This window comes from Streptococcus mitis (assembly GCA_001560895.1).
Taxonomy (GTDB): Bacteria; Bacillota; Bacilli; order Lactobacillales; family Streptococcaceae; genus Streptococcus; species Streptococcus mitis_Q.
Genome location: CP014326.1, coordinates 1,581,782 through 1,604,172 on the forward strand (window position 1 = coordinate 1,581,782; position 22,391 = coordinate 1,604,172).

The 22,391-nt window shown below is 40.3% G+C and carries 13 protein-coding genes; 1 reads left to right on the forward strand and 12 read right to left on the reverse strand.

The annotated features are described in order from the left end of the window. Positions 1 to 144 precede the first annotated feature (144 nt). The 10 genes from AXK38_07520 to AXK38_07565 form a co-directional block, all read right to left on the reverse strand. Positions 145 to 5,610 (reverse strand): endo-alpha-N-acetylgalactosaminidase, encoded by a 5,466-nt coding sequence (locus AXK38_07520; protein AMH89666.1) that lies wholly within the window; start codon positions 5,608 to 5,610, stop codon positions 145 to 147. A gap of 1,825 nt (positions 5,611 to 7,435) precedes the next feature. Further along, positions 7,436 to 8,164 (reverse strand): hypothetical protein, encoded by a 729-nt coding sequence (locus tag AXK38_07525; GenBank protein AMH89097.1) that lies wholly within the window; start codon positions 8,162 to 8,164, stop codon positions 7,436 to 7,438. Between the two features lie 78 nt (positions 8,165 to 8,242). After that, a complete protein-coding gene (locus tag AXK38_07530; GenBank protein ID AMH89667.1) occupies positions 8,243 to 8,407 on the reverse strand; it encodes a hypothetical protein in 165 nt (54 codons plus the stop codon). A 65-nt stretch (positions 8,408 to 8,472) separates the two neighbouring features. After that, positions 8,473 to 10,068 carry a hypothetical protein gene (locus AXK38_07535; GenBank protein AMH89098.1) on the reverse strand — a complete coding sequence of 532 codons (1,596 nt, stop codon included), beginning with the start codon at positions 10,066 to 10,068 and terminating at the stop codon, positions 8,473 to 8,475. A gap of 11 nt (positions 10,069 to 10,079) precedes the next feature. Continuing rightward, on the reverse strand, positions 10,080 to 10,490 hold the full coding sequence (locus AXK38_07540; GenBank protein ID AMH89099.1) for a peptide deformylase: 411 nt from the start codon (positions 10,488 to 10,490) through the stop codon (positions 10,080 to 10,082). A gap of 114 nt (positions 10,491 to 10,604) precedes the next feature. Beyond that, positions 10,605 to 11,396: a glutathione-dependent disulfide-bond oxidoreductase gene (locus tag AXK38_07545; protein AMH89100.1), complete on the reverse strand. Its 792-nt coding sequence runs from the start codon at positions 11,394 to 11,396 to the stop codon at positions 10,605 to 10,607. 12 nt (positions 11,397 to 11,408) lie between these two features. Next, positions 11,409 to 14,105: an ATPase gene (locus AXK38_07550; protein AMH89101.1), complete on the reverse strand. Its 2,697-nt coding sequence runs from the start codon at positions 14,103 to 14,105 to the stop codon at positions 11,409 to 11,411. Positions 14,106 to 14,342: 237 nt separating this feature from the next. Further along, positions 14,343 to 15,314, reverse strand: a complete 972-nt coding sequence (locus AXK38_07555) for a bactoprenol glucosyl transferase (protein ID AMH89102.1) — start codon at positions 15,312 to 15,314, stop codon at positions 14,343 to 14,345. Then, entirely contained in the window at positions 15,314 to 16,339 is a 1,026-nt protein-coding gene (locus AXK38_07560) for an acyltransferase (protein ID AMH89103.1), read from the reverse strand. The genes AXK38_07555 and AXK38_07560 overlap by 1 nt, the downstream gene beginning before the upstream one ends. 1 nt (position 16,340) lies before the next feature. Beyond that, positions 16,341 to 17,951 carry a hypothetical protein gene (locus AXK38_07565; protein ID AMH89104.1) on the reverse strand — a complete coding sequence of 537 codons (1,611 nt, stop codon included), beginning with the start codon at positions 17,949 to 17,951 and terminating at the stop codon, positions 16,341 to 16,343. Positions 17,952 to 18,107: 156 nt separating this feature from the next. Here AXK38_07565 and AXK38_07570 point away from each other — a divergent pair, with 156 nt between their 5' ends. Beyond that, positions 18,108 to 19,292, forward strand: a complete 1,185-nt coding sequence (locus AXK38_07570; GenBank protein AMH89105.1) for a cation transporter — start codon at positions 18,108 to 18,110, stop codon at positions 19,290 to 19,292. Positions 19,293 to 19,328: 36 nt separating this feature from the next. Here the strand turns inward: AXK38_07570 and AXK38_07575 are convergent, their stop codons facing one another. After that, on the reverse strand, positions 19,329 to 21,200 hold the full coding sequence (locus AXK38_07575) for an antibiotic ABC transporter ATP-binding protein (GenBank protein AMH89106.1): 1,872 nt from the start codon (positions 21,198 to 21,200) through the stop codon (positions 19,329 to 19,331). Further along, positions 21,197 to 22,381, reverse strand: a complete 1,185-nt coding sequence (locus AXK38_07580) for a tRNA CCA-pyrophosphorylase (protein AMH89107.1) — start codon at positions 22,379 to 22,381, stop codon at positions 21,197 to 21,199. The genes AXK38_07575 and AXK38_07580 overlap by 4 nt, the downstream gene beginning before the upstream one ends. Positions 22,382 to 22,391: the final 10 nt, after the last annotated feature.

Sequence of the window (22,391 nt, forward strand, 5' to 3'; positions counted from 1 at the left end):
TCCTTTCATACGCTCACAATCGTAAACGTTCTCATTTCCCTTTAGAAAAAGAGAGGACCTAGAGGTCCTCTCTGGGTATTCTTTTTTCTCCACTAGAACAAGCAGAGAGTTTGAGCTCCCTTTTAATGAAAACTCTTGTATATTCTAATCTTCTTTTCTCTTTGCAAGAAGTAGAGCAGACATTGCTAGACTTAGGCTGGCAAGGAAGAAGAGCTTATCTGACTGACTAGTACCAGTTTCTGGAAGTTTAGCCTTCATTTCTTCTTTTGCTTCTTCTATCTTCATTCCTGGTTTAGAGCCATCAACCGATTGATATTCAAATGCCTGTACTGCTGGATCCTGCTGCTTCTGATTGAATTGATCTGTCGATGGAGTTTGTGCCTTACCTCCAACTTCCTCAGTTGATGAAGTCTGTACCTCACCTCTTGCTTCCCCAGTAGATGAAGTCTGCGCCTTAGCTCCAGGTTCTTCAGTTGATGGTGACTCTTGTTTAGAAACTGGTTTATAAACTACTGCATAATGTCCTAGTTGACTAGTTGTGAATTCAATTGTTCCTTGACCATTTGTAAAGTTTACTGACTCACCTGATGCAGTATAGTATACCCCGGCCACTTCACCAGAAACCGGTAATCTAACAAGGACTGCACCTTTCGGCTGAACTTTATGATTATCCTTATCTACCAAATGAAGAGCATAAGCATCAAATTCCATACCTTGTAGACTTTGGTCTCTTACTTTTTGAACTTGAAGGTGCATATCCTTTGTCAAATCTCTTGATAACCCTGCAACTACAACTCCTGTAGCCTTATCTGATAGGATACGAACATCCTCAGTTGGCTTGTCTACCGTAGGTGCTACTTGGTCACCTGCTGTTCCTATTACACCTGTATACTCTGGAACTTCATGTACAGCTGATTCTACCGCATTTACACTTCCAGTGAACTCTGGAACCTCTTTTACAGCCACTTCATCTCCTGCTGTACCGATTGGTTCTGTATACTCTGGAACTTCATGGATAGCTGATTCGCCACCGTTTACACCACCTGTGAATTCCGGAGTTTCAACGACTGGTGCTACTTGGTCACCCTTGCTTGATGTTGGAGTTTCAGGTTTCGGTTCTGGAGCTGGAGTAGGTGTTTGGTCTTTCAATTGATCAAGATAATCTGCAAAGTATTTAATCATTCTATTTGTTAAGAGATGGTTATCTGTTGCAAATTTCATGCTGGCAACAACACTTGCTACTTCTTCTTGATTGCTCTTATCAGTCAATTTCTGAGCTTTAGCTAAGGCAGCTTCATAGACTGTAGTATCAAGACCTGCTTCAGTCACTTGTGGACGAGTAAAGACCAATTCTGCAGCTGATTGATATTGATTACCACCATCTCCGTAAGTTCGTGTTCCTGTTAGAACAATCTTCTTAGCTTTGATCGTCTTGCCAAAGTTGATATCTTTAGGTTTGTTATTGTCAGCCCAATTTGTTGCATTGAAGGTATGTTCCTTACCTGTTTCATCAGTTACGACAAGAGTCACATCTCTCAAATTACCGTTTGAACCAGAACCACGTGGAACATAATGGAGACCAGTAATTTCAGTCGGTTCTTTCAAGACCATTGTAGCTGGTTTACCAACATCTCCTCCGCCCCATGATGTATGCCATAGACTTGACACGTTGCCATCAAAGGCATTTGCAAGACCTTCACCAGCCTGAGCAGGAGCACTTAGGCTTGCAAAGTCATCCGCCACTAGAGCTGTTTTCTTCATCACTAAAGCATCTTTAAGAGCATTGACCTTAGCGATCTCTGCTTTAGCTTCTTCCACACTAATATCATCGTCTGCTTGACTAAGGTTAAAGACAGCCTCTTTCAAAGCATCCATTGTTTCTTTGGTGTAGTTGGTCATAGCAACAGTTGGAAGATAGTTCTTGACAGCATTTTCTGCCATCATCTTACCTGTCAAGACAATTTCTTCGATTTGAAGTCTGTCCATGATGAAGTCATTGTAGCCACGGAAGTTCGCATTACCACCAGAGTCTCCGCGAGTGTTACTTGCATTGCCTGTAGAGTAGATACCTACCCATGTATCGCCAGTTTCAGCCCCTGTCACAAGGAAGGTTGCTCGTTTCGCTTTCTTAGAATCTGTCCAAGTATTTGGCAATTCATGCACTTCCATATTGCTCGTTTGACCAGATTGGAATTCTCCCTTACCGACTACAAAGGCATAAGTGTTGTCAGAACCAGCTTCATAGTCAAATGTAATACGGTAGGTCTTGCCTGCTTCAAAGCGGAAGTTTTGTGGAATTGTTTGGTAAACCAAGTTTCGACGACTTACGAGACCATTTGTCTTGAGTGACCAATTTCCTTCGATAACGTCATCAACTTTCTTGCCATTCCAATCACGTTGTGTGTATGGACCATGTTTTTCAGACAAGTGAGTACGGTTGTCTTCAACACCTTCGATACCACCGATGACAAATGGGAAGATACCTTGGCCGACATTTTCAAAGTCTTGTTTAAAGACACCTGTTGCAGTGTCGTGACCATCACCATACATGTTTGATTCATTTTCAAAGGTACGAATTTCATCGAAGTAAGTTGCTTCATTGCCTGCTTCACGACTCAAGGTCAAGGTTACATTTGATACATCTGAACCTGTTGTGAAGAATGCATACATGTTTTGGAAGTAACTTGTGTTATCAACTGTTGCATTGCTTCGACGAGTATTGTGAGCATAGGCTTTTACATAGTTAAGTGCTAGTGACTTGTTAGTGTAGTTGGTTACTTCTTTTTCACCAGTATTAACAGTAATACTTGCTTTAGCATTACTACGGTTGTCTACACCGACATAGACTGCGTATTTAGTATTTGGCTTCAAGCCAGTCAATTTTTGAGTGAGACTAACTTTTTCTTTATTACCTTGGATGCGGAGCATTTGGTTTGCACCTTGAGACTTCACGATTTCAGCCTTGGAAGCATCTCCTGAAATCTTCCAATGATCCAAAGATTCACTGTTAAATCCTTGGTCATAGATATGCATTCCTTCACTCCATGACATTTCTGGATTTGTTTGTTTAGAACGATAGAGAACATATGGCTGATTTGCAGTAAGATCAAGGGTAATCTTACCGTCTTTCACGGCAACTTCTTTTTCCTCAGTCTTACCTTGGTCAGTTAGTTTATAAAGGTAAACCTTACCATTTGCCCAGTCGCTAGGAAGTGTCCAAGTTGTTGCACCTGCTTCAGTATTGAAGTAGTACATTTTTTCCTTGTCACTTTCAAGCTTATTACCATTTGCATCCCAGTTCCAAGGAGTCAAGTAAGCTGAACCGTCTTGGATGACACGTCCGTTGAGCGTTACTGTACGTTCACGATATTGTGGACTGTTGACATCATTGGATTTACGAGTTACCACGACCTTGTTATTTGCAGCATCGACCAATTCGACTTTCATTTCTGGAGTCCATTTATAGGTACTACCATTGTCAGTCATGGTTACTGGTTTGCCATCTTCCCATTTGCTGACTGTAAAGTGTTGGAAGTACTTAGTCATAACGTCATGAGCAAACAAGTTTGTTACATAACCGTTATAATCACTACGTCCTTGCCATCCTTCGAAGTCCTTCATGCTATAACCGCCTAGAAGTGGATAGTCAGCTGCACCACCGTAACTTCTGTAGTCACCAACCCAAGAATCTTTTTGGTGGTTACGGATAAAGCGAGTGATGGCACTGTTAATACCTTTATTTGTATAGCCACCGTAGGTCAAGTCAGCTGCCCAGTGTTGGAAGGTAGAATCATATTCACCACCATGGCCCCACTCAATAGCAAATCGCCAACCTTGTTTGTTAATTTCTTTCGCAATAACGTGAGTTGCCCAGGCACCATTGTCACCTGATTGACCGTTACCCCAAACGTCGACGTAGATGAAGTCTAGACCTTCACCCAACTCTTTCTTCAACTCTTCCCAACGAGCTAGACGCCCATGAGCCAAGTCATAACCAGCATCAATATTGATACCTTGATCAAGCCAGTTCCAACCGTAGCTGTAGCTACCATCTGCATTTTTACGAAGAATACTTTCATTAAAATATTTAGACTCAGGATAGGTTTCTGAAGCGTTAACGTGGATACCGAGGTGAGCACCATATTTCTTAGCTTTCGCAATAAGAGTCTTAAAGTCTTCAACACCACCGATACGTTTACCGATGTCTGCATAGTTCAAGTGTCCAGAGTCATGTCCTTCACTTCCGTATCCCTTGAGAAGTACACCTTGACCAAGACCATCTGTATGGAGGTTAATCTTCTTGATACCATCTAAGGTCATAAGGAATGGGTTTTGTGCTTGAGAACCAAAGTTCATCGCAATACGATATGCTGTGATATCCTTAACCTTTTCCCAACCTTGAGGGTTGTTCATGATGCTACGGTATGCGATCGCACCATCTTGCCAGTCTACTTTATTATCAGCATTGGCATCTTCAGTGATGACAACTTTTGCACTTGGAAGTTCCTTTGTATATTCTGGGAAGACAACTCCATTGTGGGCTTTTTCCCATTGCCATTCAGAGCTATGAATTTCCACATAGTTGGCATTGCCAATCGTATTCTTGTAAGCTGTCAAACGTGTCCAGTCGTAAGAACCACCACCGTAGCTGTTTTGTGAGTTGCTCCATACACCTGCTGCAAGCTTATCTGTTGAAACAAATCCGTACATATAACCTTTGGCTAATTCTTTCATTGGATTTGTTACTTCGATATGGTCATCACCACTGACGTGAGTATTGTTTGACATGGTTGCCCCATCAAACTTAGCTCCTGCTTGGTCACTGGAAACAGATACCAAGGCATTTCCTAGGAAGCTGATTGAAGAAAGTAATTTACGTTCATCATCAATCTTCTGTCCTGGTGTTACCTGGTTATGGTTGACAATCTTAGTCACATCAAAGTGAAGTTGGTTATCCACTACTTGCAAACGAACAGTCATATCCGCATTGATGAGATTTTTCTCATCACGGAGTTTCATCTCATATTCAGCAGTCGTTGCATTAACCTTTTTATAGGTAACTTCAGGAGTCACAGCGTGCTTGTTAATCACCACTTGATTAATTGGTTGCACTTGTCCTGAGAGCTTGTTCCCATTTAGAACATATTCTTTCACACGTGGGAAGGCTTGGTCGATAACTGCTTTCAATACTGTGGATTGAATAGTGTCATATTTTACATTGCTATCATCTACTGTATCGCCCTTTTCTTTTTTAGTGGATTCTTGATCGCTTTTAACTCCTTCTTGGTTGTCAGTTTTGACATTGACAATTGTTCTTTCACTACTATTGTAGGTTCCAGCTTTAAGAACAATTTTCTTTTCATCTTTTAATTTGTCATTTACTGCAGATGGCAAGGTCACTGTGTCAAAAAGTTTCACATCATTATTAGTTGCATTCAGTTGTCCATCTGATTTGAGACTAATCGTCAAGTGGTTGGTTGAGCCATTAACAGGAGCTGCAACACGATTACCTTGGTACCAAAGTCCACTTCCACTTGTCTTGTATTCCCAGAACCATCCACCTTGGTCATATCCTACAAAAACGTTGTTATCTGTGTCTTTAAATTTCATGAAGACACCGAAGCGAGACTTACCTGTTTCAGATTCTTCTTTAAAGGTCAAATCAACTGTAGCATTTCCATTAGCATCAACTGTCAAACCATCTTTTTCGAACAAGGCTGGTTTTTTACCATTGTCATTTTGGGCAGTTGAAGCTAGTTGGTTGTAACGAACTCCTTTTTCTTCACGGACAGTTACTGTTCCCTGTTGTTCTTTCTTTTCAACTGTTTTCCATTCTGGAGTGACTTCTTTTGATTCACTCGGTTTAGTTTCTGCTGGCTTGTTTTCTGCTGGTTTGTTTTCTGCCGGCTTATTGTCAGCTGGTTTTTCTTCTTGAGGTTTGTCCTCTTTTGGTTTTTCTTCCTTGCTTTCCACTTGTTTATCGAGAGCATCTAGACCAGCTGGTTTCCTTGTTTCAATACCCTTGATATAGTTTTGAATCCATTCTAGCTGAGCAGGTGAGAAGAGTATACCACCACTACGTTTACCAGAGACACCATTTTGGTGGATACCAATCAATTTCCCATTTTCATCGAAAATACCGCCACCACTGGCACCTGGTTCACTTCCTTGATAGCTAATTCCACGGACACCTTCTCCGTGATTATTAATATCCTCAACGGTAGTATTCAAAATTGGATCAAGCTCTCCTTTTGGATATCCAAATACATGAACCTTATCTCCTACCTTAGTTGTTGCAGGCTTCTCAGTCACTTCAACAGGTGCATTTGCAAGAGGTGTACGAAGCTTAACAATTGCCAGATCATTTTTATATCCTTTGAGGAACCCTTCACGATCCCAGTGTTTCACATCATTCTTACTGAATTTGACGTCCGGTGCCCCTTTGTAAGAAACTGTATAGACATCTCCATCACTCTCAACATTATCAGCTACCTTACGATTATTACCATCTGGAACATCTTTGATAAAGTTATGAGAAACAGATAAAACGAGATTTTCCCCAATAACGATACCACTACCAAGCCCTGCAGCACTTTTAATTTCGACAGTCGCACCGTAGTTTAATACCCCATTTTTTGTTTTAGCAACATCTTCTGGGACTAGGCTTTTATCTTCTTTTTCTAGTTCTTCTTTTGAGGCAGTGTGCCCATTTTCTTCAGCCTTATCAAGTTTTCCACGTAGTTCTTCAGGAAGAGTATCTGAAACTGCTGAGCTTGTTGCAGTTTCTTTTTCTTTTGCCAGCAATTCTTCTTCAGTCTTTGGGCCTTCAGTTACTTCAGGAGAACCTTGGTCTTCACCAGGTTTTGGTGCTTCAAAGTCGCGCCCACCGTCCTCTTTAGCATTAGCAAGAGCGGCTGCCAAATCTTTTGGCATATTTGCTGTAGAACCAGCCTGAGCAGAATCTGCGAGAACAGTACTAGTTCCAAAGAAAGCTGCACCAATCATGACAGAAGCAACCCCTAATGAAAATTTTCGAATACTATATTTACAACGTTTTTCAAACAATCCTTTATCCATTAAGTCCTAAATCCTTTCACTATATACGTAAGCGTTTACATCTGATGTTCAAAAAAATACTCCTTTCTGTCTAAAAAGTGTAACACTTACGTCATTAAATAAAAAATAATTACACTTTTAATATAACAAATGATAACCGATAAAGCAATAGAAAAGATAGGAAATGACTAATTTTTTCTTTCAATCCTAGTAAAATTAAAGTATAAAATCTCCAAAATACTCTAGAAAAATAAAATGCATATCATCAAATTTTTTCAATATCTGATAATATGCATTTTTCTGATTTTAAAGACTCTTTATCCAACCTCATGCGTTTTAGAAACAAAGAAGTTGAGCCTCAATTTGAATTTTTCTCTTTTCATACTTCCTTAACAAAAACCAATTCCTGTTGCTGGGATAGGTCTTCTCGGTAGACAAATTCTGCAAAGTTTAAGTGGCGAGCTTCCTCCACCGTCTGTACTTGATTTTCTATCAGAGCTGTTAGAAAGGCACCACGCGCTTTCTTGGAAATGGTTGAATGAATCTTCAACTGACCGCCTCTATCCTCCATGAATTTAAAGGTCACCATCTTTTCTCTGATTTCCTTAGAAAATACGGTCTCAAACTCTGACGACAGGAGAGAGAAAATCACTTCTTCCTGCGTCACAGCCTCATCATAAGCTGACTTCCAATGGCTCTTCAAAGTCTTACCAGCAACTTTTAACTTCATCAAAAAATCCAAACGGTGAGGAGCCATAGGCGACAAGGCTGGCACAACACCGTACAAAGCCGAGGTAATGAAGACATGATTTTCAAGATAGACTTGTTCTGCCTCGGTCAATTTATCTCGCTTGATATGGCGATACATAAGCCCATCAAAAAGTTTCAGAGCTGGATAGTGTTGAGCAGTTTGGCTTGTTAAAGCTTGGATATTTTGAAATTCTTCCGTAGCCTTCTCGGCTGATACCTTATAAAAACTCTCCAATTGACTAGCAGAATAGAGGGCCAAGGCATCCAGCACAGCCTGACTTTCTGGTTTTAAAGGGGCTACTTCAATACTTGGCAAATCTGTGTTCATTTCTTTTGCTGTTGGGATTAAAATTTTCATATTGATAGTGTAGCATATTTTTTAGTCACAACCAAGAAATTCATCTGAAAAACCTCGGCTTGACCGAGGCTTCTCTATTTATTTTGGCCATCCTAACCAGATAGCCACGAGAACAAGGGCTGTGCCAGCCAAGCTTGTTAAGATAGATAAGAATTTATCTTTTTTCTCCTTGAACTGAGAAAAACCTATCTTCAAATCAAACAATCCAAGTAGCATTGAAGTAAGCATCACATAAAAACCTATTTCTTTGTCCTCCATTAGTCTTAATTTACCTTATTATAACATACACTTCTTAAATAAAACTGTTTTTACTGTAGCTTAAAGGTCTTGAGATAATTGTCTTTTCCTACTTGACCCTCGAAGGTTTTCCCATTTTCGAGGTAAGGCAGGTCATCTGATACAGAGGCCTTAACCTTGTAAATCTTACCATCAACTTTAAAGAAGTAGACGGTGTCTCCCTTGATTACAGCTGATTTGAGGTCTGCTACCACACCCTTGATGCTTTCTGTTGTTGCATTGTCAATTTCAAGGTCATTTTTATTGGCATATTTGCTGAGCAGCTCTTCCACTGTAGTAGCTACAATAACGTTTTGGTACTCAACTGCGTCTACCAGAGCATACTCTTTGACCAGGCCAGCATTGTCCTTCAAGCCCATGATGTAGAGAGGCTTGTCATTGAGGTTGATGAGGATTGGGAAGGTTGCCTTGTAGGATTTCTCCTGAACAGCACCTTCTGCTGACTCACGGGCTGATTCTTCGGTTGCTGAAGCCAAGCTGTACTTAGTGATTTCTCCTGTTCGCATGTTTTCAAGGATGAAACCAAGATTACTCTCATCTGCATTGGCCGACGTCACACCTGTGTAGAGATAAATGTCATTTCCGATAGACAAGTAATTATAGCCCTTGGTAGTCTGGGTCACGTTTTTCTTAGAAATCATGGCATTCCAGAAACCGTCCTTGTACTTGCCATTATAATTGATTTGCTCGATGGTTTCCTCAGCTGGATAAACTCTGTCCACCCATTCTGGAACATCTGCCAAGCTGTATTCTTTGGTTTCTCCATTTGTGGCATCCAAGATAATGACTGAAACAGGACGAGGAACCGCTAAACCAAATTGCTTTTGGTAAACTGTTGCCACATAGAAAGGATTGCCCTCATCGTCCACCTCGAAGGATGGAGTCTTGAATATTTTGGTTGGGTACTTCAAGCGCAGGTGGCGTTTGACATCACGGTTAAAATACTCCGAATCCGAATACTTGATTGGTGTCTTCAAATCCACCAAATCCGCATTTCCAGTTACCATGTCCACCTTGATATACTCGCCGATTCCCTTGGCTTGATTGTTAAACCATTTGATAGGATCTGCATATTCTAGCGGCGTCACTCGATAAGGTTTCCCATCAATCGTCAATTGAGTATAGGTATCTGCCGCCACGTACTGTGACACCTTATCTGTTAGTGAACCCAAGTAGCGGTCCCCAATTTTCTCAGCAGTACTTCTATCTAAGATGGGAACCTTACTGGTGTCACTCTTAGGAAATTCAGTAAAGTCTTTTTCCGTAACCGTAACTACATTGGCATAATTTTTAGCCTGAAAAATGCTGGAAGTCACTAAGGAAACCAAAGCTGCCAGGAGCAGAATTCCTCCAATAAAAGCTACAAGGATTTTCCCTAACCGATTGATTTTGAAACCCTCTAGATTTAAGGCAGCTTCCGCCTTACCGTGACGCACATGAACTGTTTTGACCAGATTGATTCCCTTGCCAAAGCCAAATAAGACTGCCACAACCAGCAAATGTCCACAGAGGAAAAAGAGAAATTCCCAGCTGGTCAGATTAAGAGGCGGTAAAAAGATATACCAGGTCGTTGCGATAAAAATAAGTTCAAAGATTATCCGTTTCATTTACTTTCCTCCTAAATGATTCGTCCTTCCAAATGATCCAGTTCATGCTGGCAAATCTGAGCTGGGAAGCCTGTCAAGGTAATGGTCTGTTCCTGCCATTTGCTGTCACGATAGGAAACAGTTATAGTTTCATAACGCTTAGTTGGTCTCACACCTACCAAGGACAAACAGCCTTCTTCTGTCTCATAATGTCCTGAAAAAGACTTGAGAACAGGATTAAACATAACCACAGGAACCAAGCCCAGATTAAAGATAATCACGCGCTTCTGCACCCCAATCATATTGGCAGCCAGACCAACACAGGTCTCACGATTTGCTAAGAGCGTATCCTGTAAATCTCTAGCAAGATACAGATCTTCCTGACTTGCCGGCTGAGACACCTGAGATAAAAACAAAACATCCTTCACAATTTGCTTTTCCACTTCCTCGCACTCCCCTTACTTTTTACTATATTATAGCAATTATAGCACAAAAGCCGATAACTGCAAGCCCTTTCCCTCAACTGTAGCAAAAAGCCATCCGAAGATGACTTTTTACTACTTAATTTCTTTATAAGTTACTTCCATACCGCGCTTAACAGCTGGACGGTTGGCAATTTTTTCTGCCCAGTTTACTAGATTTTGATAACTTGAGGCATCTAAGAATTTTGCAGAACCTTGATAAAGTTTTCCTTGAACTAACTGTCCATACCAAGACCAGATAGCAATATCTGCAATCGTATAGTCATTGCCTGCAATATAAGGCTTCTTAGCCAATTCCTTATCTAATAAATCCAACTGGCGTTTCACTTCCATCGTAAAACGATTAATTGGATATTCCAATTTTTCAGGGGCATAATTAAAGAAATGTCCAAATCCTCCACCTAGAAAAGGTGCTGCACCTGCTTGCCAGAATAGCCAATTCAAAACTTCTACCTTTTCCACAGGATTGCTTGGTAAAAAGGCTCCAAATTTCTCAGAAAGGTACAGAAGAATATGAGCAGACTCAAAGACTCTTACTTCTTCAGTACCTGACTGGTCCAACAAGGCTGGAATCTTTGAATTTGGATTGAGCTTTACAAAGTCGGAACCGAATTGATCCCCATCCATGATAGCAATCTTATACAAGTCGTAAACCGCTTGCTCAAAACCAGCTTCTAGTAATTCTTCCAATAAGATAGTGACCTTCACACCATTTGGTGTTCCCAGTGAATAAAGCTGAAAAGGTTGTTCTCCTTTTGGTAAGTCTTGTTCGAAACGGGCACCTGCTGTTGGTCTATTTAATCCTGTAAAAGCTCCTTGATTACTAGCTTCATCCTGCCATACGGTCGGTAATTGATAAGCTGACATCAGAAACCTCCCTTAAATCGCATTCTTATCAAAACCGAGTTTGCGTTGAACAAACTTAACAATTTCGACGATAATAATCATTGAGAAACTTCCTGCCATAACAATTGCCCATTGTGATAAGTCTAGTTTGGTTACGTGGAAGATTCCTTCAAGCGGTTCTACAACGATTGTTGCCATGAGAAGGATAAAGGATACCAAGATGGACCAGTTGAAGGTCTTAGACTTGAATGGGCCAACTGTCAAGATGGATTGGTAAACAGATTTGACATTGTAGGCATGGAAGAGCTGAATCAAACCAAGGGTTGCAAAGGCCATAGTAAGGGCATCTGCATGAATGGCATGATTGTCACCCACATGAACTGGGTAAGCAATCGCAAGACCATAAACACTCATAACAATAGCTGCTTGGAGTACTCCTTGATAGATGATAGAACTGAAAACACCACCTGAGAAGAAGCTAGCCTTGCGTCCACGCGGTTTGTGGGTCATAACACCTGGCTCAGCAGGTTCAACACCTAGAGCGATAGCTGGGAAAGTATCCGTTACCAAGTTGATCCACAAAAGATGAACTGGCTGCAAAACGTCCCAACCAAACAAGGTTGATAGGAAGATAGTTAATACTTCAGCAGTATTGGCAGAAAGTAGGTACTGAATAGTCTTTTGAATATTTGAGAAGACCTTACGTCCTTCTTCCACTGCAACGATAATAGTCGCAAAGTTATCATCTGCAAGAATCATGTCAGAAGCCCCCTTAGAAACCTCTGTACCAGTGATCCCCATACCGATACCGATATCTGCTGTTTTCAGAGCTGGGGCGTCATTGACCCCGTCACCTGTCATGGCAACGACCTTACCTTGTTTTTGCCATGCCTTGACAATACGAACCTTGTGTTCTGGAGACACACGGGCATAAACAGAGTATTGACCAACTACTTTTTCAAAGTCTTCATCTGACAGTTCATTGAGTTCAGCACCAGTTAAAACGTGACCTTCTGTATCGTTTGCATCAATAATGCCCAAACGTTTGGCAATAGCTTCTGCTGTGTCTTGGTGGTCACCTGTAATCATGATCGGACGAATTCCCGCTTCCTTGGCCACTCGAACAGCTTCAGCAGCTTCAGGACGTTCAGGGTCAATCATTCCAATCAAACCAGTGAAGATTAAATCATTTTCAAGCTCCTCAGAAGTAAGATTTTCTGGAATGCTATCGATAATCTTATAAGCACCTGCAAGGACACGCAAGGCTTGGTGGGCCATTTCAGAATTGTTGGTATGAATGAGGTTTGTAACCTTCTCATCAATCGGAGCGATATCCCCAGCCTTATCACGAAGAACACAACGTTTCAAAAGTTGGTCTGGAGCACCCTTGACCGCTACAAGGAATTTACCATCTGGCAATGGGTGAACCGTTGACATGAGCTTACGATCAGAGTCAAATGGCAACTCAGCCACACGTGGATATTTCTCTAAGAAACCTTTGACATCGTAACCCTTGTCCAAGGCATACTGGATAAAGGCTGTTTCAGTTGGGTCCCCAATCAGGTTACCTTCCACATCAATTTTCGTATCATTGGCCAAGACAACTGAACGAAGAAGAGGCATTTCAAGACCTAGTTCAATGTCATCAGCTGAGTCATGTAGAACCGCATCGTAGAAGACTTTTTCGACTGTCATCTTGTTCATGGTCAGTGTACCAGTCTTATCAGAAGCGATGATTTCTGTTGAACCGAGGGTTTCAACTGCTGGCAACTTACGAACGATAGAGTTTCGTTTAGCCAAAACTTGAGTACCAAGGGCAAGAACGATGGTTACGATAGCTGGAAGTCCTTCTGGAATGGCTGCAACGGCAAGCGCAACAGAGGTCATCAACTCACCAAGTGGATCTTTACCTTGGATAAAGACACCCACTACAAAAGTAACAAGAGCAATAACCAAGATAGCATAAGTCAAGACCTTAGAAAGGTTGTTCAAGTTTTGTTTGAGGGGTGTATCTGTCTCATCAGCGTCTTGAAGCATACCAGCAATGTGACCGACTTCAGTATACATACCTGTATTGACAACAACACCCATTCCACGACCATAGGTCACGTTTGAGTTTTGGAAGGCCATGTTGACACGGTCACCAATACCAGCATATGCAGCAAGCTCGACTGTCAAGTCTTTTTCGACTGGCACAGACTCGCCTGTCAAGGCAGCTTCTTCAATTTTAAGAGAGTTGGCTTCTAGCAAACGTAGGTCCGCTGGTACCACATCACCTGCTTCAAGAGCAACAATATCTCCAGGCACCAATTCTTTTGAATCAATCTCTGCCATGTGGCCATCACGAAGAACGCGAGCAGCTGGACTTGACATAGATTTAAGGGCTTCGATGGCTTCTTCTGCTTTTCCTTCTTGGTAAACACCAAAGGCAGCGTTGATAATAACCACTGCTAGGATAATAATGGCATCTGCAATATCTTCCCCACCAGAGGTCACGACTGACAAGATAGCTGCCGCAACTAGGATGATAATCATCAAATCCTTAAACTGTTCGATGAATTTGACCAGGATTGATCGTTTCTCGCCTTCTTCGAGTTCATTGTGGCCAAATTCAGCAAGGCGTTTTTCTGCCTCGCTTGATGACAAACCTTGCTCGGTCGCATCCACAGCCTTCAAGACCTCTTCAGGACTTTGAGTGTAAAACGCTTGGCGTTTTTGTTCTTTTGACATGTGTCTCCTCCTTGACATTGTGTGCAAAACAGACTCTCTTTTCCTCATCGTATCTTTTCACGACAAACAAAAAGAGACCTGTTAATCATAACAAGTCTCGCTGTTTAAGATAGGGCCGGAAAGCATACTTTTCAGTATAAAATTCGGAATGACGACACTATCACAGGTTTCTGCCAGCTACTCCCTTGAGTAGTACTATTATACCAAATTTTGAAAAGTTTTCAAAGAGTAAAGATTCTATAAAGTGCTATCCTTATCAAAAGTACGTTCACTAATAATATATCTAGGACGATGTTTCGTTTCTAGGTAAATCTTTCCAATATACTCACCAATTACTCCCAAACTAATCAATTGTACTCCGCCAAGTAAACTAACTATTGCATAGGTGCTTGCCCAACCAGCCACAACCGTACCAGCAAACTTACTCCATATAACCCAAATAATTAACAGAAAACTAAAGAGTGACGTCAAAACACCAAGACTTGTAATCAAACGAATCGGTTTGATTGATAAACTGGTAATACCATCCATAGCTAAACCAAGCATTTTAGATAGTGGATAATGACTCTCACCAGCAATTCGTTCATGGCGCTTATATAAAACGTAAGAATATTTAAAACCAACTAAAGGCATTAAACCACGAAGAAATAGATTCACTTCAGTGAATTTTTCTAATTCCTTCAAAAATCTTTTAGAAACCAAGCGATAATCAGCATGATTAAAAACAACTTCTGCTCCAAATAGGTGTAACACTTTATAAAAACCTTCGGCTGTAATTCGTTTAAAAGCAGAGTCCGTATCACGGTTATCACGTACACCGTATACAATTTCAGAACCACTTTTATATTCTTCAATCATCTTATCCATGCAGTTAATATCATCCTGTCCATCGACATCAATGGTAATGACAATATCAGCAAACTGAATAGCTTCATACATCCCTGCAAGGACACTACTTTGATGACCCCTATTACGACTTTGTGATACACCAACCACAGAAGAGATGGATTTAGCATAACTTTCTATCAGTTCCCAAGTCCGATCCTTACTTCCATCATTTACATACATGATTTTACTATGGGGATGTATTTCTTCTTTCTTTACTAATTGTTCAATTTTTTCAACGAACATTGGATTAGTATGTGGTAGGACCTGCTCTTCGTTGTAACACGGAATAACTATATATAAAATTGGATTATTTCTACTCATCATTCTTCTCCTAATCTTTTTACCCCAAAAGGAAAGTTGGTTCCCCTAAATATCCTGACTATCAATTCACAACCCAAAATTGTTAATATAACTACAAAAACTGTCGTTATATATTGGTTGACAAAAATTCCAGTATATCTAAAAGACAATTCTTTGAGTAATTTTTCTACTAATACCAGAACTATCGGAGAATGCACTCCATAATAAATTAATGTTTTTTGTCCGATTGATTTCATAATGGAACTCTCTGGAAGTGTTTTAAAAAATATGAGAACGCTCCAAATTCCTGAAATAGCTGCCAAGTAAAATAAGAAATGATTCCCAATTTGCTGATAATACAAATCAACAATTTGATAGCCACTCACTCGATAGTTTAGTTTACTACTATAATTGGTAAGAATAAGTCCAACCGGTAAAAAGTAAATTGAAAAATACTTTTCTAATTGGTGTAAATGATTCTTAGTGCATACTCCCAGCAAGATGAAAATCAGAGCAACAGGAACTAAATCAATATTCCAAATTACATAGTACTCCCTCTCATATACCTTCTGTCCGAGATAGACTAAAACCAAGAGAGATAGGATTATTATCATCCACTGGCTCAAATTCCATCTTCTCTTTAAAATAAAGTAACTGAAAACATGAGCCAAAAACATCACATTCAAAAACCATAATTGAAAATAAATATGCAAACGATCTGAAATCAGTAACTGTTTTATAAAATGAAGAATATCAAAACTCAGAACCTGATCAGGGTACATGACAAAAAGTTGAAATAGAAAAACAAAACCATTTAGCAAGAAAAAAGGAATAACTAAACTCTTTACCTTATTTAAACAATAGCCTGAGAAGGTTTCGTATTTTCTAACATTCAAAGTAAAACCAGATAAGAAAAAGAACAACGGTATGTGGAATGAATAGAGAAGCAACTTTGCATTATTTGGAACGAAGCTACTATGTCCAATGATAACTAATATAATTGCTAAACCTTTAGACATATCTATGTAACCAATTCGGTTCTTCATACTATCCTCCTGTTCCTAATTTTAAACGATAAATGCTCATATCTGAAGTGACAGATTCAACTTCCTCAAAGTAAACATCCTTCTGATAATGTTCTTTCATAATTTTTTTAACACTATACATATTCCCTGAGGAAGTGGACCAAAAGAAGAGAATATTCTGATTATTGATTGCGGAAGACAACAGATTTTCAGATTCTTCAACTCCGTATCGCTTCATTTGTTGATAATAATGAGGAGAAAAAGTTTGCCAATTTCCTAATGTAGTTGTATTTGTCACTAACTGATTGGGTCTTAATTTAAAAGTTGACAATGTAGGCTGTGAAGAAACCAAAGTGCCATATCCACCGAAAACAATAAGTTTATCCGAATTACTCTGTACAAGATTTTGGTACTCTGAGACTACTGACGATTGAATATAGGGAAACCAATACAGTTCTTGTCCAAGCTGATTTATCCATACTGCTCCTCCTATCATTCCCATTATTTGTAAGCTAAGGAACACCTTCCTCTTATCAAATAAACGTCTTTTTTCATAAAATGATCGAGCATAAAAAATAAATACTAATAAGAAACATACTATTAGAGGGATATATACGCGCTCTACTACCCTCTGTCTAACAAAGAGAGCTCCAATTAAAAGTAATGGGGAAATCGGTACAAACCATCCGTATAGCTTCTTCGGCTTAAAAATCAAAAACCAACTAATCAGTATTAAAGAGAAGGTTGTCAGAATACTATTCTTAAAAAAATCTGATATCATCTGAGGCAGATTAAACGAGTATTTCTCTGAAAGTGAACGAACAGATTGGATGTTTGTTAAAAGAGTATTGCTTAAGGCTTTTTTTTCAGCAAATAACCAATAGGTGGAGACATTCAAATCATTCTCACTTACTCCCAAAGCTTCAAATTCATTCGCATGTCTTTGATAATCAATAGCAGGATAATCTCTCAAATTCGTACTTAGAGCATTCCATGTCAAATACTCCTGTACATCAGCTTTCCCTAGTATATATAGTTTATTGGAAGCAAAAATCAGTAAAATGACGCTAAATAATAAAACAATTTCTTTTCTTTTTTTAGAAGATATCCACTCGAAGAGCAGAAACGGTAATAAAAGTAAGATAAAACTAGATATTATTTGTGGTCTAATTGATAAACCAATGAACAATAATAATAGTCCTGAAATGTACTTTTTATCAAATAGTAAAAAAGTAGCCGCTGTAGCTGACAAATATGCAATAACAGAAAAAGAAAAATATTTAATAAGTATCAATTGAGCTATAAACACTATTGGAATCAAAAAATACATTTTTTTCTTATAAAAAAAGATTGCATAGACACCAAAACTAATACAGTAAATACTAACTAAAAAACAAAAATAAATATTCCAATTTGTAAAAATTTGTTGCAATAAAACTAAACTGGAAGATAACAGAATTCCCATATAAGGTAATAACATATTTTCCCCAGATAATATGGTTTGATTTACCATGATATCATCTACAACAGGATATTCAAAACCTCTCATTGATATATATAAATAAAAAAATAAAAATGGCAAAAATAAAAAACTTAAGTTAAGTAGCCTACTGACCATATTATTATTTATCATTACAAGCTCTCTTTCGAATAAACATTACCCTTCAATTCTACCACATTTCCTTATAAAAAACTAGCTCACCTCCAACCTTGTAAGCCTATATCGTTTGAATTTTCCCTTGAAAACCAGTATAATGGTAGAATGCTATGTGACTAGAAAGGAAGTTGAATGAAGCAATCTATCTCAAATCTCAAGTTAGCTGAACGTGGGGCCATTATCAGTATTTCGACCTACCTAATTTTGTCTGCAGCAAAATTGGCAACTGGCCACCTCCTTCATTCATCCAGTTTGGTGGCCGATGGTTTTAACAACGTGTCGGACATCATTGGAAATGTTGCCCTCTTGATTGGGATTCGAATGGCGCGCCAGCCTGCCGACCGTGACCACCGTTTTGGCCACTGGAAGATTGAGGATTTGGCTAGCTTAATCACTTCCATCATCATGTTTTATGTTGGCTTTGATGTGCTGAGGGATACCATTCAAAAAATTCTCAGTCGTGAAGAAACGATCATTGATCCTCTGGGTGCAACTATAGGAATCATTTCTGCAGTGATTATGTTTGTGGTCTATCTCTACAATACTCGCCTCAGTAAGAAATCCAACTCCAAGGCACTCAAGGCTGCTGCTAAGGACAATCTTTCTGATGCTGTTACTTCACTTGGTACTACAATTGCCATCCTGGCTAGCAGTTTCAATTATCCTATTGTAGATAAACTGGTCGCCATTATCATTACTTTCTTTATCTTGAAAACTGCTTATGATATCTTCATTGAGTCTTCCTTTAGCCTTTCTGATGGCTTTGACGATCGTCTGCTTGAGGACTACCAAAAGGCTATCATGGAAATTCCCAAAATCAGCAAGGTCAAATCGCAAAGAGGTCGCACCTACGGTAGCAACATCTACCTGGATATCACGCTGGAAATGAATCCTGACTTGTCTGTTTTTGAGAGTCACGAGATTGCGGATCAAGTCGAGTCTATGCTGGAGGAACGTTTTGGCGTCTTTGATACCGATGTCCATATCGAGCCCGCACCTATCCCTGAAGATGAAATTTTAGACAATGTCTATAAAAAATTGCTCATGCGTGAACAATTGATTGACCAAGGAAATCAACTGGAAGAACTCTTGGCTGATGATTTTGTCTATATTCGACAAGATGGAGAGCAGATGGATAAAGAGGCCTATAAGGACGAAAAAGAGTTGAATTCAGCTATCAAGGACATTCAGATTACTTCTATCAGTCAGAAAACCAAACTCATCTGCTATGAATTGGATGGAATTGTCCATACCAGTATCTGGCGTCGCCATGAAACTTGGCAAAATATCTTTCATCAAGAAACCAAAAAAGAATAGAGAAATCCTGTCATGAGACGGGATTTTTCTATTCTTCTAGCTATCAAAGTCACTTAGATACTCATAGCGTTCGTATTTTTCAAGGAGTGCTTCGTTCTTCTCATCCAGTTCTTTTTGGAGAGTAGCCAGCTTACCAAAGTCAGAGCCGTTGGTCTGCATTTCCTCTTCAATAGCAGCGATACGATTTTCCAAGGCTTCAATATCGTCTTCAATGCTTGCCCACTCCTGCTTTTCTTGGTAGGTCATGCGTTTCTTGTCTTCTCGAACTTTGACTACTTTTTCCTTTTCAGCCTTTTGCACTTGATTGGCCATCTCTGTTTCAAAGGCTTTTTCATCAAGATAGTCCGTGTAATGACCAAAGAAAGGACGAATCTTGCCATCCTCAAAAGCGAGAATTTTGGTCGCTACCTTATCCAAGAAATAGCGGTCGTGGCTAACTGTCAAGACAGGTCCTGCAAAGCCTTGCAAGAAATTCTCCAATACTGTCAAGGTCGCAATATCTAAGTCATTTGTCGGTTCGTCCAAGAGAAGAACATTTGGTTTTTCCAAGAGCAGTTTGAGGAGATAAAGACGTTTTTTCTCTCCCCCAGACAATTTCTCAATCAAGGTTCCATGCGTCGAACGTGGGAAAAGGAACTGCTCCAGCAGCTCTGCAATCGAAGTCGTAGAACCAACGCTGGTCTTGACTTCTTCTGCCACTTCCTGCAGATAATTGATAACTCGCTTGCTCTCATCCAATCCCTCAATTTGCTGAGAGAAATAGGCGATGCGAACTGTTTCCCCAATCACAACTTGTCCTGCTGTCGGCTCAAGACTTCCTGCAATCAGATTAAGCAGGGTTGATTTTCCAACACCGTTGTCCCCAACGATTCCGATACGGTCTTTGGCCTGCACCAAGAGATTAAAATTTTGTAAAATTAGCTTGTTTTCATAGGCAAAGGAAACATCCTGAAACTCGATGACCTTCTTGCCAATCCGACTGGTTTCAAAGTTCATGGTCAAGTCCGTCTCAGCAACTCCGCCTGAAACTTCTTTCTTCAAGTCATGGAAACGATTGATACGAGCTTGTTGCTTAGTCGCACGCGCCTGCGGTTGTCTGCGCATCCAGGCCAATTCTTGCTTATAAAGTTGTTCTTTTTTATGAAGTAGAGCTGCATCGCGCTCATCCTGTTCAGCCTTAAGGCGAACATAGTCCTGATAATTCCCTTGATACTCTGTCAAGCCTGCGCGATCTAACTCGAAAATACGTGTTGATAAAGCGTCTAGGAAATAGCGATCGTGGGTGATAAAAAGGACGGTCTTCTTGGAATTTTTTAAAAAGAGGGTCAGCCACTCAATAGTCGCAATATCTAGATGGTTGGTCGGCTCGTCCAGCAGCAAGAGGTCGTGGTTGCCAAGAAGAACTTGCGCCAACTGGACCCGTCTTCTTAGACCGCCTGACAATTCTCCAACTGGAGTAGATAAGTCCTGAATCCCCAGCTTGCTAAGAACCGTCTTGACCTGACTCTCAATTTCCCAAGCTTGGAGAGAGTCCATTTCTGCCATGACCCGTTCCAAACGTGCCTGCTTATCCTCACTATAGTTGAGCATGAGGAGTTCATACTCACGAATGAGCTGGATTTCCTTGAGGTCGCTAGATAAAACCGTATCTAAGACCGTCTTGCTATCATCAAAATCAGGATTTTGGGTCAAGTAACCAATCTGGTAATCATTTTTCGCTGAAAAGGGACTGACATCCCCATCAAAGCCAGAAACGCCAGAAAGGACATCCAAAAGGGTGGTTTTACCCGTTCCATTGACACCGATTAGACCGATTCTGTCTAGATCATGGATAATAAAGGAAATATCCTTAAAAACGGTCTTGTCACCGACGGACTTACTTAGTTTTTCAACGATAAAATCACTCATTTTTTCTCCCTCAGATAAGCATGGATGGCTTGACGGTCATTTTCCAATTCTCCATCGACAATAGCATATTCAATCTCTGTTAAAATCTCTCCCAAGTCTGGTCCCGGCTGATAGCCATATTCCTTAATCAAAATACCACCGTTGATTTGGATTTCTTTCTTGTCATGAATGGTCAGACTTTGGTAGGTTTCTGTGATAGCTTGTGGGTTGACTGATTTCCTTTGAGCTTGACGAAGATTTTCAGCCTGTAAAAGTAAATCCAAGTCAAAGCGGTAACAATCGCGCTTGCTCAACTCTCCCTTTTCACGCAAGGCTAAAATAGTCAGTACATCCTGAACTTGCTTAGCAAACTGGCGTGAGGTCTTCCAAGCCTTCAAAAAGGGCTGCGCATTCTCAATTTCCAAAGCCCACAATAGAGCCGCCCAGGCTTGTTCAGAGGATTCAAAGGTGAAATCAGTCTCCAAATCAAACAGTCTATTAAGCTTGTCTTGGCTAGATTCCATATCAGGGAGATAGTCATAAGCTTGACTCTCAATCATGGAAGCCAAGCCCCTTCTCCAAAAGGGAGCCAGCAAGAGTTTATCAAACTCGACGAAGGTACGCTCTACAGAAATTTTCTCCAAAAGTGGCGTCAAGGTCTTCATAGCTTTAAATGTTTCTGGCTCAAGTTCAAAGCCAAGGCTGGCCTGAAAACGGAAACCACGCATAATCCGCAAAGCGTCTTCATTGAAACGCTCACTTGCCACTCCAACCGCTCGTAAGACTTGCTTTTCCAAATCTTCTAAACCATGGAACAAGTCAATGATTTCCCCTGCCTCGTCCAAAGCAAAGGCATTGACTGTGAAATCACGGCGTTTGAGGTCTTCTTCTAGCGAGCGCACAAAGGAGACCGCACTGGGTCTGCGATAGTCTACATAGACATCCTCTGTCCGAAAGGTGGTTACCTCATACTCCTCATCCCCATCTAAGACCAAGACAGTTCCATGCTCAATTCCGATATCGGCTGTTCGCGGAAAAATCTGCTTGGTCTCTTCTGGATAAGAAGACGTCGCAATATCCACATCATGGATAGGGCGATTGAGAAGGGCATCTCGAACAGAACCTCCAACAAAATAGGCCTCAAAACCTGCTTCTTTAATTTTTTCTAATACTGGTAAAGCCTTCTGAAATTCAGAAGGCATTTGCGTTAAT

Bases quoted from the DNA above. Each gene is read 5' to 3' on its own strand.
- AXK38_07550 (AMH89101.1), bottom strand. From the start codon at position 14,105: ATGTCAAAAGAACAAAAACGCCAAGCGTTTTACACTCAAAGTCCTGAA.
- AXK38_07545 (AMH89100.1), bottom strand. From the start codon at position 11,396: ATGTCAGCTTATCAATTACCGACCGTATGGCAGGATGAAGCTAGTAAT.
- AXK38_07570 (AMH89105.1), top strand. From the start codon at position 18,108: ATGAAGCAATCTATCTCAAATCTCAAGTTAGCTGAACGTGGGGCCATT.
- AXK38_07520 (AMH89666.1), bottom strand. From the start codon at position 5,610: ATGAAATTTAAAGACACAGATAACAACGTTTTTGTAGGATATGACCAA.
- AXK38_07525 (AMH89097.1), bottom strand. From the start codon at position 8,164: ATGAAAATTTTAATCCCAACAGCAAAAGAAATGAACACAGATTTGCCA.
- AXK38_07575 (AMH89106.1), bottom strand. From the start codon at position 21,200: ATGAGTGATTTTATCGTTGAAAAACTAAGTAAGTCCGTCGGTGACAAG.
- AXK38_07535 (AMH89098.1), bottom strand. From the start codon at position 10,068: ATGAAACGGATAATCTTTGAACTTATTTTTATCGCAACGACCTGGTAT.
- AXK38_07555 (AMH89102.1), bottom strand. From the start codon at position 15,314: ATGAGTAGAAATAATCCAATTTTATATATAGTTATTCCGTGTTACAAC.
- AXK38_07560 (AMH89103.1), bottom strand. From the start codon at position 16,339: ATGAAGAACCGAATTGGTTACATAGATATGTCTAAAGGTTTAGCAATT.
- AXK38_07565 (AMH89104.1), bottom strand. From the start codon at position 17,951: ATGATAAATAATAATATGGTCAGTAGGCTACTTAACTTAAGTTTTTTA.
- AXK38_07580 (AMH89107.1), bottom strand. From the start codon at position 22,381: ATGCCTTCTGAATTTCAGAAGGCTTTACCAGTATTAGAAAAAATTAAA.